10 protein-coding genes are annotated in these 12216 nt (G+C 71.4%); all 10 read left to right on the top strand.

Annotation, left to right across the window (positions count from 1 at the left end; all coding sequences use genetic code 11):
- Positions 1–159 precede the first annotated feature (159 nt).
- The 10 genes from thrB to AMK21_RS15700 all read left to right on the top strand — a co-directional run bounded on the left by thrB (position 160) and on the right by AMK21_RS15700 (position 11812).
- The gene (gene thrB / locus AMK21_RS15745) at positions 160–1077 is read left to right on the top strand and encodes a homoserine kinase (RefSeq protein WP_073878335.1); all 918 of its coding nucleotides are present in this window, start codon (positions 160–162) and stop codon (positions 1075–1077) included.
- A gap of 389 nt (positions 1078–1466) precedes the next feature.
- The gene (rho, locus tag AMK21_RS15740) at positions 1467–3506 is read left to right on the top strand and encodes a transcription termination factor Rho (protein WP_073878333.1); all 2040 of its coding nucleotides are present in this window, start codon (positions 1467–1469) and stop codon (positions 3504–3506) included.
- Positions 3507–3836: 330 nt separating this feature from the next.
- Complete coding sequence (locus AMK21_RS15735; RefSeq protein WP_073878331.1) at positions 3837–4940, top strand: LCP family protein; 1104 nt, start codon at positions 3837–3839, stop codon at positions 4938–4940.
- Between the two features lie 148 nt (positions 4941–5088).
- Positions 5089–5313, top strand: a complete 225-nt coding sequence (gene rpmE / locus AMK21_RS15730) for a 50S ribosomal protein L31 (RefSeq protein WP_015611364.1) — start codon at positions 5089–5091, stop codon at positions 5311–5313.
- 150 nt (positions 5314–5463) lie between these two features.
- Positions 5464–6540 carry a peptide chain release factor 1 gene (gene prfA, locus AMK21_RS15725; protein ID WP_073878329.1) on the top strand — a complete coding sequence of 359 codons (1077 nt, stop codon included), beginning with the start codon at positions 5464–5466 and terminating at the stop codon, positions 6538–6540.
- A 46-nt stretch (positions 6541–6586) separates the two neighbouring features.
- Positions 6587–7432, top strand: a complete 846-nt coding sequence (gene prmC, locus AMK21_RS15720) for a peptide chain release factor N(5)-glutamine methyltransferase (RefSeq protein ID WP_073878327.1) — start codon at positions 6587–6589, stop codon at positions 7430–7432.
- A 52-nt stretch (positions 7433–7484) separates the two neighbouring features.
- Entirely contained in the window at positions 7485–8132 is a 648-nt protein-coding gene (locus AMK21_RS15715; RefSeq protein ID WP_073878325.1) for an L-threonylcarbamoyladenylate synthase, read from the top strand.
- Positions 8129–8770, top strand: coding sequence for a protein-tyrosine-phosphatase (locus AMK21_RS15710; protein WP_073878323.1), 642 nt, complete (start codon positions 8129–8131; stop codon positions 8768–8770). Before AMK21_RS15715 ends, AMK21_RS15710 begins: the two co-directional genes overlap by 4 nt.
- 219 nt (positions 8771–8989) lie before the next feature.
- The gene (gene glyA, locus AMK21_RS15705) at positions 8990–10282 is read left to right on the top strand and encodes a serine hydroxymethyltransferase (protein WP_073878322.1); all 1293 of its coding nucleotides are present in this window, start codon (positions 8990–8992) and stop codon (positions 10280–10282) included.
- 132 nt (positions 10283–10414) lie between these two features.
- Entirely contained in the window at positions 10415–11812 is a 1398-nt protein-coding gene (locus AMK21_RS15700; protein WP_199863222.1) for an MraY family glycosyltransferase, read from the top strand.
- The last annotated feature ends 404 nt before the right edge of the window (positions 11813–12216 follow it).

Here is a 12216-nt window from a genome sequence, read left to right as displayed (position 1 = left end):
CCGCCCGACGGGTGCCGCGGTGCGATCGCCGTCTTGACGGCGCTTACGGGCCGGGCCACCGGCCCCATCCCCACCCCCGCGAACACACACCGCAGGCCCCCACCGCCGCAGAGCCACCGCACCGCAATCCCCGCCGTCTTACAAGGAGTCGTCCAGCCGATGGCCGGTCCCGCGTTCCGAGCCGCCGCCGTCAGGGTGCGCGTCCCCGCAACCAGCGCCAATCTGGGCCCGGGTTTCGACGCCCTCGGCCTCTCGCTGGGGCTCTACGACGACGTCGTCGTCCGGGTCGCCGACTCCGGGCTCCACATCGACATCGCGGGTGAGGGCGGCGAGACGCTGCCCCGCGACGAGAGCCACCTGCTCGTCCGCTCCCTGCGCACCGCCTTCGACCTGCTCGGCGGCCAGCCCCGCGGCCTGGAGATCGTCTGCGCCAACCGCATCCCGCACGGCCGCGGCCTCGGCTCATCCTCCGCCGCCATCTGCGCCGGAATCGTCGCCGCCCGCGCCGTGACGACCGGCGGCGACGCCCGTCTCGACGACGAGGCCCTGCTGGAGCTCGCCACCGAGATCGAGGGGCACCCCGACAACGTCGCGGCCTGTCTGCTCGGCGGGTTCACCCTCGCGTGGATGGACGGCGGAGCGGCCCGGGCGATCCGGATGGACCCCGCGCCGTCCGTCGTTCCGGTGGTCTTCGTGCCCGGCCGGCCCGTGCTCACCGAGACGGCGCGCGGACTGCTCCCGCGCACCGTCCCGCACGTCGACGCCGCCCTCAACGCCGGTCGCGCGGCCCTGCTCGTCGAGGCGCTGACCAGGCGCCCCGAGCTGCTGCTCGCCGCCACCGAGGACCGGATCCACCAGGAGTACCGGGGTCCCGCGATGCCCGAGAGCGTCGAGCTGGTGCACCGCCTGCGCGCCGACGGCGTGCCCGCCGTCATCTCCGGCGCGGGCCCCACGGTGCTCGCGCTGGCGGAGGAGGGATCCGCCGACAAGGTCGCCCGGCTGGCGGGGGAGGGCTGGGCCGCGAACCGGCTGGCCCTCGACGCCGCGGGCGCCACCGTGCTGCCGCTGGCCGCGTGAGCGCATGTGATTACCGGTGGCCGAGAGGGGGAATGTTTGTTGGAGCCGGTAGTGTTAACCTCAAGTCTGCAACCGACGTCTTTGAGGCGCGTTGCTTCGTGTCCCCCTTCGGGACCGCCATTCTTCCGGGAGCCTCCCCAACTGCCTGAGCAGCCTGCCTGAGCAGTTTCGAGCACGCTCCGGAACCGGCACGACACCCCTCGCTCGTCCAGGAGTGGGCCGAGCAGGGGGATCTCGCGCCGGACCTCGCACGTTCATCTCTCCGCCGTACCCGGCGGACCACCGCCCCGGCAAGGTCCGCGATCCAGCAAGATCAACAGACCGCAGTCGGACAGCACAACCGGTCGCCGAGCCAGAAGGCCGACGTCCGCTCCAGGGAAGGACCCTTCGTGAGCGACACCACCGATCTGATGGGCGTCACTGCCGACAAGAACGTCGACAGCGCCGCGCCCGCCGAAGGTGCTGCCACTGGCACCACCGCACGGCGCCGCCGCTCCGGCACCGGCCTCGAGGGCATGGTCCTGGCCGAGCTGCAGCAGGTCGCGTCCGGCCTCGGCATCAGGGGTACTGCGCGGATGCGCAAGAGCCAGCTGATCGAGGTCATCAAGGAGGCGCAGGCGGGCGGCGGATCCGCCGCCCCCAAGGCCTCCTCCAAGGCCGCCGAGGCCCCCGCCGCCGAAGCGGCGGAGAGCAAGCCCAAGCGGCGTGCCACCTCCAAGGCGCGCACCGGGGACGAGGCCGCCGCCGCCGAGAAGGCGGCCCAGCAGCAGATCGACATCCCCGGCCAGCCGGCCAGCGAGGAGCAGCCCACGGGCGAGCGCCGTCGCCGCCGCGCCACCGCGCAGGCGGGCAGCCCCGAGACCAAGACCGAGGTCAAGGCGGAGCCCCAGGCCGAGCAGAAGACCGAGGACCGCGGCGAGCCCAAGGGCGACGCCAAGGCCGAGGCCGCCGCCGACACCGCCGAGGGCCGCCGTGGCGACCGTCAGGGCCGTGGTGACCGCGAGCGCGGTGACCGGGGCGAGCGCGGGGAGCGCCGCGAGCGCCAGCGCGACCGCCGGGGCAAGGGCGACGACCAGGGCCAGCAGGGCGGCGGCGGGCAGCGCCCGCAGCGCCAGGGCCAGGGTCAGAGCCAGGGCGGCCAGGGCCAGCAGAACCGTGACAACGGTCCGCAGGACGACTTCGACGACGAGGCGGGCGGCCGCCGCGGCCGTCGTGGCCGCTACCGCGACCGCCGCGGCCGTCGTGGCCGCGACGACTTCGCCAGCGATGTGCAGGTGGCCGACGACGACGTCCTGATCCCCGTCGCGGGCATCCTGGACATCCTCGACAACTACGCGTTCATCCGGACCTCCGGCTACCTGCCGGGTCCGAACGACGTGTACGTCTCGCTCGCCCAGGTCCGCAAGAACGGCCTGCGCAAGGGTGACCACGTCACCGGTGCGGTCCGCCAGCCCAAGGACGGCGAGCGGCGCGAGAAGTTCAACGCGCTGGTCCGCCTCGACTCGGTCAACGGCATGGCCCCCGAGTCCGGCCGCGGCCGTCCCGAGTTCCAGAAGCTGACCCCGCTGTACCCGCAGGACCGGCTCCGTCTGGAGACCGACTCCAACATCCTGACGACGCGGATCATCGACCTGGTGGCTCCGATCGGCAAGGGTCAGCGTGGCCTCATCGTGGCCCCGCCGAAGACCGGTAAGACCATGATCCTGCAGGCCATCGCCAACGCGATCACGGTCAACAGCCCCGAGTGCCACCTGATGGTCGTCCTGGTCGACGAGCGTCCGGAAGAGGTCACGGACATGCAGCGGTCGGTGAAGGGCGAGGTCATCTCCTCGACCTTCGACCGCCCCGCCGAGGACCACACCACCGTCGCCGAGCTGGCCATCGAGCGCGCCAAGCGTCTCGTGGAGCTGGGTCACGACGTGGTCGTCCTGCTCGACTCGATCACCCGTCTGGGCCGCGCGTACAACCTCGCGGCGCCCGCCTCCGGCCGCATCCTCTCCGGTGGTGTCGACTCGACCGCGCTGTACCCCCCGAAGCGCTTCTTCGGTGCCGCGCGCAACATCGAGGACGGCGGCTCGCTGACCATCCTGGCCACCGCGCTCGTCGAGACCGGCTCGCGCATGGACGAGGTGATCTTCGAGGAGTTCAAGGGCACCGGCAACATGGAGCTCAAGCTCGACCGGAAGCTCTCGGACAAGCGCATCTTCCCGGCGGTGGACGTCGACGCGTCCTCCACCCGTAAGGAAGAGATCCTGCTCGGCACCGACGAGCTGGCGGTCGTCTGGAAGCTGCGCCGGGTGCTGCACGCGCTCGACCAGCAGCAGGCGATCGAGCTCCTCCTGGACCGGATGAAGAAGACCCAGTCCAACGCGGAGTTCCTGCTCCAGATCCAGAAGACGACGCCGGGCAGCGGAAACGGCAACGACTGACGTCGCCACGGCAGTTGACGCCAAGGGCCCCCAGCACCACGGTGCCGGGGGTCCTTGGCGTTCCCGGCCCCGCCCCGAGACCTTTGCCACACGCCGGCCCTCCGGACGACGCCCCCGCCGGTGCCGGACCGGGGCAGGAAACCGCAGGTGAACGCCGGATCGCGAGCGGTCCGCCGGCTCGCGCGCCGCCCTCTGCCACCCATCGGGACCCACAGGGCCCTGTGCAACCCTTCTTGCTGCTTCGCCGTCTGATCAAGAGATGACAAACCCTCCCGGAACCGTCACGGCCGGGGGCGAGGAGCAGGTGGAGCGCCGTAACGAGGGAGACGCGTGAGCGAGCAGAAGAAGACCCCGGGGCGGATACGCGGCACCGGCAGCCGGCGGAGGAAGCCCACCCGCCGCCAGCGTGCGAAGGCCGTCACGGCCTGGACGGTGGCGGGCGTGGTGGTCGTCGGCGGGGCCGGGCTCGGATACGCGTACGTCACGCTCGACGGCAACCTCTCCAGCATCGACATCGACGCCGAGCTCGGCACCGACCGCCCCGACGACGTGGACGACGGCTCGCAGGACGTCCTGGTGCTGGGCTCCGACTCGCGCTCCGGCGACAACGGCAAGTACGGCGCCGACGAGGGCGCGGCCCGCTCCGACACGGCGATGGTCCTGCACGTCGACAAGGGCCACAAGTCGGCGAGCGTCGTCTCGATACCGCGCGACACCCTGATCGAACGCCCCTCCTGCGCGAGTGACACGACGGACGGGACGGTCCCCGCCGAGCACCGGGCCATGTTCAACACCGCCTACGAGGTCGGCGGACCGGCCTGCGCGGTGAAGACCGTCGAATCCATGTCGGGTATCCGCATGGACCACTACGTCGAGGTCGACTTCATCGGCTTCGAGAAGCTCATCGACGAGCTGGGCGGCGTCGAGATCACCACGAAGAGCGCGATCAACGACTCCAAGAGCCACCTCGACCTGGAGCCGGGCACCCACACCCTGGACGGGGAGGAGTCCCTCGGCCTCGTCCGTACCCGCAAGAGCGTCGGGGACGGCAGCGACCTCGGCCGTATCCAGCTCCAGCAGGCGTTCATCAAGGCGCTGATGGAGCAGGCGAAGAGCGTCGGGGTGCTCTCCAGCCCGACGAAGCTGTTCGGCCTCGCGGACGCCGCCACCAAGGCGCTCACCACCGACTCCGGCCTCGGCTCGGTCGAGAAGCTCACCGGGTTCGCGGGCGGCCTCAAGGGGCTCGGGGCGGACAACGTGCACATGGTGACCCTGCCGGTGGAGTACGACCCCGCCGACCCGAACCGGGTCCTCCCGCAGGAGGAGGCCGGACGGCAGGTGTGGGCGGCCCTCAAGAACGACCGGCCCATCCCCGCCTCCGCCACCGAGAAGTCCGCGGGGGACAAGGGAGACGCCGGAGACTTCGTCCGGTAGCCCGCTCGCACGGTCCCGGGGAATACCTGCGGCCCGCCCCCGGTTTTGGGAGATACGGCCGGTCCTGGCAGACTGGTACGTCGGCCCCGGTTCACGGCCGCGCAATCCGCGCGGACGACCCGGCGCCCTCCCGAAACTAGGAGACACCTTGAAGCGCGACATCCACCCCGAGTACGTCGAGACGCAGGTCAGCTGCACCTGCGGTGCGTCGTTCACCACCCGGAGCACCATCGACTCCGGCGCCATCCGCGCCGACGTCTGCTCCGAGTGCCACCCGTTCTACACGGGCAAGCAGAAGATCCTCGACACCGGCGGCCGCGTGGCCCGCTTCGAGGCCCGCTTCGGCAAGGCTGCCGGCTCCGCCAGCAAGTAGCGAGCCACTGCGCCGGTTCTCGGCGCCCTCTTCCCGGGGGCGTCGGAACCGGCGTTTTTCCGGTCGGGTGTGCGGGGGGAGCCTCCGGCGCCCCACCCGGCAGCACGCCCTCCAGCAGGCCCGTAGACGTAACCAACCAGGAGCCCCCGAATGTTCGAGGCGGTCGAGGAACTGATCGGTGAACACGCCGGTCTCGAAGAGCAGCTCGCCGACCCGTCGGTCCACGCCGACCAGGCCAACGCGCGCAAGCTGAACAAGCGCTACGCGGAGCTGACCCCGATCGTCTCCACGTACCGGGCCTGGAAGCAGACCGGCGAGGACATCGAGACCGCCCGCGAGTACGCGGCGGCCGACCCCGACTTCGCCGCCGAGGCCAAGAACCTGGAGAGGCAGCGCGAAGAGCTCACCGAGAAGCTCCGCCTCCTCCTCGTCCCGCGCGACCCCAGCGACGACAAGGACGTGCTCCTGGAGATCAAGGCGGGCGCCGGCGGCGACGAGTCCGCCCTGTTCGCCGGTGATCTGCTGCGCATGTACCTGCGGTACGCCGAGCGCGTCGGCTGGAAGACCGAGATCATCGACTCCACCGAGTCCGAGCTCGGCGGCTACAAGGACGTCCAGGTCGCCGTGAAGACCAAGGGCGGCAACGGCGCCACCGAGCCCGGCCAGGGCGTCTGGGCCCGGATGAAGTACGAGGGCGGCGTGCACCGTGTGCAGCGCGTCCCCTCCACCGAGTCCCAGGGCCGCATCCACACCTCCGCCGCGGGCGTGCTCGTCACCCCCGAGGCCGAGGAGGTCGACGTCGAGATCCACGCCAACGACCTGCGGATCGACGTCTACCGCTCCTCGGGCCCCGGCGGCCAGTCCGTCAACACGACCGACTCCGCCGTCCGCATCACGCACCTGCCGACCGGCGTCGTCGCCTCCTGCCAGAACGAGAAGAGCCAGCTCCAGAACAAGGAGCAGGCCATGCGCATCCTGCGCTCCCGGCTGCTGGCCGCCGCCCAGGAGGCCGCCGAACAGGAAGCCTCCGACGTGCGCCGCAGCCAGGTCCGTACGGTCGACCGCTCCGAGAAGATCCGGACGTACAACTTCCCGGAAAACCGCATCTCGGACCACCGCGTCGGCTTCAAGGCGTACAACTTGGACCAGGTGCTCGACGGAGAGCTCGACGCCGTCATCCAGGCGTGCGTCGACGCCGACTCCGCCGCCAAGCTCGCCAACGCGTAAGCGACCCGCCCGCCCCGCACACCCGTAACCCGTACGGAGAACCGCGATGAACCTGCTGCTCGCCGAGGTGGCCCAGGCCACCCAGCGGCTGGCCGACGCCGGTGTCCCCTCACCGCGATTCGACGCCGAGGAACTCGCGGCCTTCGTCCACGGGGTGAAGCGGGGCGCGCTGCACACGGTGCCCGACACCGACTTCGACGCCCGGTACTGGGAGACGATCGCCCGCCGCGAGGCCCGCGAACCCCTCCAGCACATCACCGGCCGCGCCTTCTTCCGCTACCTGGAGCTCCAGGTCGGCCCCGGTGTCTTCGTGCCCCGGCCCGAGACCGAGTCGGTCGTCGGCTGGGCGATAGACGCCGTGCGCGCGATGGACGTCGTCGAGCCCGTCGTCGTCGACCTGTGCACCGGATCGGGCGCCATCGCGCTCGCCATGGCCCAGGAGGTCCCGCGCTCGCGCGTACACGCCGTGGAGCTCTCCGAGGACGCCCTCAGATGGACCCGGAAGAACGCCGAGGGGTCCAGGGTCACCGTCCACAAGGGAGACGCCCTGAGCGCCCTTCCCGAGCTCGACGGCCAGGTCGACCTGGTGATCTCCAACCCGCCGTACATCCCGCTCACCGAATGGGAGTACGTCGCCCCCGAGGCCCGTGACCACGACCCGGAGATGGCCCTCTTCTCCGGCGAGGACGGCCTCGACACCATCCGCGGCATCGAGCGCACCGCCCACCGTCTGCTGCGCCCCGGCGGCCTCGTCGTCATCGAGCACGCCGACACCCAGGGCGGCCAGGTGCCGTGGATCTTCACCGAGGAGCGGGGCTGGGCCGACGCGGCCGACCACCCCGACCTGAACAAGCGGCCCCGGTTCGCCACCGCCCGTAAGGCCATGCCGTGACCGGCCCCCGGCGCCACACCCCGTACCCGTACACGCTCGAGGAGGCCGGCTGATGGCACGGCGATACGACTGCAACGACGCCACCGACCGGACCAGCGGGCTGCGCGAGGCCGCGTCCGCCGTCCGCCGCGGCGAACTGGTCGTGCTGCCCACCGACACCGTGTACGGGATCGGTGCGGACGCCTTCAGCTCCGAGGGCGTCGCCGACCTGCTGGACGCCAAGGGCCGCGGCCGCAACATGCCCACGCCCGTCCTCATCGGCTCCCCGAACACCCTGCACGGCCTGGTGACCGACTTCTCCGAGCAGGCATGGGAGCTGGTCGACGCGTTCTGGCCCGGCGCCCTCACCCTGGTCGCCAAGCACCAGCCCTCGCTCCAGTGGGACCTCGGCGACACCCGCGGCACCGTCGCCATCCGGATGCCGCTGCACCCCGTCGCCATCGAGCTGCTGACCGAGGTCGGCCCGATGGCCGTCTCCAGCGCCAACCTCACCGGACACCCCTCGCCCGAGGACTGCGACGCCGCCCAGGGCATGCTCGGCGACTCCGTCTCCGTCTACCTCGACGGCGGTCCGACGCCCGGCATCGTGCCGTCCTCGATCGTCGACGTCACCGGCGCCACTCCGGTCCTCCTGCGGGCCGGCGCGCTCTCCGTCGAGGAGCTGCGCAAGGTGGTCCCCGACCTCGAGGTGGCCAATTGACCGCGCCCGAGGGGCGTGGCATAGCGGGGCGGACCGACACCTTCCGCATCCTCCACGTCAGCACCGGCAACGTCTGCCGCTCACCGATCACCGAGCGGCTGACCCGCCATGCCCTGGTGGGCCGCCTCGGCGACCCGCTCAGCGGCGGCCTGATCGTGGAGAGCGCGGGCACCTGGGGCCATGAGGGTGCCCCCATGGAGGCCAACGCCGAGGTCGTCCTCGCCGACTTCGGCGCGGACGCCAGCGGCTTCGTCGGCCGCGAGCTCCTCGACGAGCACGTCATCCGTGCCGACCTGGTCCTCACCGCCACCCGCGACCACCGCGCCCAGGTCATCTCCATGGGCCACTCCGCGGGCCTGCGGACCTTCACGCTCAAGGAGTTCACCCGGCTGGTGCGGGCGATAGACCCCGCCACCCTGCCCGACCCGCTCGACGAGGGCGTCGTCGAGCGCGCCCGCGCCCTGGTCCGCGCCGCCGCAGCGCTGCGCGGCTGGCTGCTGGCCCCGACCGCCGAGGCGGACGAGGTCTACGACCCGTACGGCGCGCCCATCACCTTCTTCCGCTCCATCGGCGACGAGATCAACCAGGCGCTCGACCCGGTGGTCACGGCGCTCACGGGCGTACGCGCGCCGCACTGACGGACGTACGCGCCCGACACCGACCGGCGTACGCGCGCTGTACGGTGCGCCGACCTCCGTACGCGCTCCGTACCGAGCGCCGGTGCGACCGGTACGCCCGGTGCGCCGACCGGCGTACGGGGCGCCGCGACAGCGGGCACACCGCTCCGCCCCGGCCTACATTGGAGCTGACACCGGCCCCCTCGCCGGCACATCCTCCTCCAGGCCCGGAGCCGTCCCATGCCGGTCACCTCTCCCGCCGCTCCCGCTCCCGTACCCGCAGCCGCGCCGGCCGCGCCCGAGGCGCTGCCCCAGGACTTCGGCTCCCTGCTCCGCCAGGACCCGGAGATCGCCGGGGTCCTGCTCGCCGAGCGGAACCGGCAGGCCGCCACCCTCCAGCTGATCGCCGCCGAGAACTTCACCTCGCCCGCGGTCCTGGCCGCCCTCGGCTCCCCGCTCGCCAACAAGTACGCCGAGGGGTACCCGGGCGCCCGCCACCACGGCGGCTGCGAGCACGCCGACGCCGCCGAGCGCATCGCGGTGCGCCGGGCCACCGCCCTCTTCGGCGCCGACCACGCCAACGTCCAGCCGCACTCCGGCTCCTCCGCCGTGCTCGCCGCCTACGCCGCACTGCTGCGCCCGGGGGACACGGTGCTCGCGATGGGACTCCCGTACGGGGGACACCTCACCCACGGGGCGCCCGGCAACTTCTCCGGCCGCTGGTTCGACTTCGTCGGCTACGGGGTGGACCCCGCGAGCGGCCTCATCGACTACTCCCGGCTCCGCGCCCTGGCCCGCGCCCGCCGTCCCAAGGCGATCGTCTGTGGCTCGATCTCCTACCCCCGCCACCCGGACTACGAGCTGTTCCGGGAGATCGCCGACGAGGTGGGCGCGTACCTGATCGCCGACGCCGCCCACCCGATGGGGCTGATCGCCGGGGGAGCGGCGCCGAGCCCGGTCCCGTACGCCGACGTGGTCTGCGCCACCACGCACAAGGTGCTGCGCGGACCGCGCGGCGGCATGATCCTTTGCCGCGCGGAGCTGGCCGAGCGGATCGACCGAGCGGTGTTCCCGTTCACCCAGGGCGGCGCGCAGATGCACACGGTGGCGGCGAAGGCGGTCGCGTTCGGGGAGGCGGAGACCCCGGCGTACACGCTCTACGCCCATCAGGTGGTCGCTCACGCCCGGGTGCTGGCCGCCGGGCTGGAGGCCGAGGGGTTCGAGGTCACCACGGGCGGCACGGACACCCACATCATCGTCGCGGACCCGGCCCCACTGGGCGTCGACGGCCGCACCGCCCGCGAGCGGCTGTCGGCGGCCGGCATGGTGCTGGACACCTGTGCGCTGCCGTACGGGGAGGCCCGCGGCATCCGCCTGGGGACGGCCGCCGTGACCACGCAGGGCTTGGACGAGGGGGACATGGCGAGGATCGCGGCCCTGTTCGGTGCGGCGGTCCGGGAGCCGGGCGATGTGAGCCCGGTCGTGGCGGAGGTCCGCGAACTGGCCGCGCGCAATCCGCCGTACCCGGAGTAGTCGGCCGGACCGTTTCCGGAGTGGTGGACTCCGGCGTATCCGGGGCAGGCGAACCCTGTGCAACCATCACCCGTACCGTGGAGTCCTTGTTCCTGAGACTAGGGTGTGGGTTTTGGATGGCCGGCGAATTCTCTGGGGCAGCCCGTGCGTGATTACCTGCTGACGCTCTGTGTCACGGCTGCGGTGACCTATCTGCTGACCGGACCGGTGCGTAAGTTCGCCATCGCGGTCGGGGCGATGCCCGCGATCCGTGCGCGCGACGTCCACCGCGAGCCGACACCCCGGCTCGGTGGGATCGCCATGTTCGGCGGACTGTGCGCGGGGCTGATCGTCGCGGACCACCTCTTCAACCTGAAGGGCGTCTTCGAACTCTCCAACGAGCCACGGGCGTTGCTCTCCGGAGCCGCCCTGATCTGGCTGATCGGCGTCCTCGACGACAAGTTCGAGATCGACGCCCTGATCAAGCTCGGCGGCCAGATGATCGCCGCCGCCGTCATGGTCATCCAGGGCCTCACGATCCTGTGGCTGCCGATCCCCGGCATCGGCACGGTCGCCCTCACCCAGTGGCAGGGCACGCTCCTCACGGTGGCGCTGGTCGTCATCACGATCAACGCGGTCAACTTCGTCGACGGCCTGGACGGGCTCGCGGCGGGCATGGTGTGCATCGCCTCGACGGCGTTCTTCCTGTACGCCTACCGCCTCTGGATGGGGTACGGGATCGAGGCGGCGGCCCCCGCGACGCTGTTCGCGGCGATCCTGATGGGCATGTGCGTCGGCTTCCTGCCGCACAACATGCATCCGGCGCGGATCTTCATGGGCGACTCGGGCTCGATGCTGATCGGCCTGGTGCTGGCGGCGGGGGCGATCTCGATCACGGGCCAGGTCGACCCGGACAGCATGCGGATCTTCTTCCAGGGCAGCGAGCGCGGAGCCACCCACGCGATGCTCCCGGTCTTCATCCCGCTGGTGCTGCCGCTGACGATCATCGCGATCCCGGCCGCGGACCTGATCCTGGCCATCGTCCGGCGCACCTGGAACGGCCAGTCGCCGTTCGCCGCCGACCGCGGGCACCTGCACCACCGCCTGCTGGAGATCGGCCACTCGCACAGCCGGGCCGTGCTGATCATGTACTTCTGGTCGGCCCTGATCGCCTTCGGCGCCGTCGGCTACTCGGTGCACTCGGCCTCGATGTGGATCGTCTTCGTGATCATGACGGCGAGCGCGGTGGGCCTGGTCCTGCTGCTGATGCCGCGCTTCACCCCCCGCACCCCGCACTGGGCCAACCGCTTCGTGCCGCCGCGCTACCGTCGCCCCACCCCGGAGCAGGCCTCTTCCCCCTCGTCCTCCTACGGCGAGAAGCCGGAGCTCGTGGCCTCCGGGGCCCAACAGGGCCCGGCAGAAGCTCAGATGGGCGAGGAGGGCCCCGAACGGGCCCCTGTGGCAGTGGGGGTGTCCGGCGTCAACGGGGCGACCGCGATCGGCGCCCGTTCGCGTTTCTCCGAACGCCGGTCCATCGACTCGTCGCGCTGACTATTCGGGGCCCGTGGCGGGCTGGGGCCTTCGCTCCACGCATGACCGTCGCCTGGGAGGAAGCCGGCAGCGGCCGTCGGGCAGCCTCCGAGAAAGAGCTTCATTGGGTGGTCTCGCGATTGGCCGATTTCGTTACTGCAACTACTGACACCCTCGCGGTCACGTCCTTGACCAGCGCATATGTTGATCTCTTTTGCTCGAGTCCCTTGGTGGTGGCTCAGCGCAATTGAGGAATAAGACATTCCTCTGTCTGTGTCTGGAGTATCTGCCCAGAATCTTTTTGCGACGGCCCGACTGCGCCAACTAGCGTCCCTTCCTGTCGTGCCCGTGACCGGGGCATGGCTGTCAATGAGCAACCTATTGAGGGGGCAGTAGTGCGTAAATTCACGGGTATAGCGGCATCG

The organism is Streptomyces sp. CB00316 (genome assembly GCF_001905595.1).
Classification (GTDB): domain Bacteria; phylum Actinomycetota; class Actinomycetes; order Streptomycetales; family Streptomycetaceae; genus Streptomyces.
Note: the sequence above shows the minus strand (reverse complement) of the source record. Positions and strands in the feature narration are given on the sequence as shown.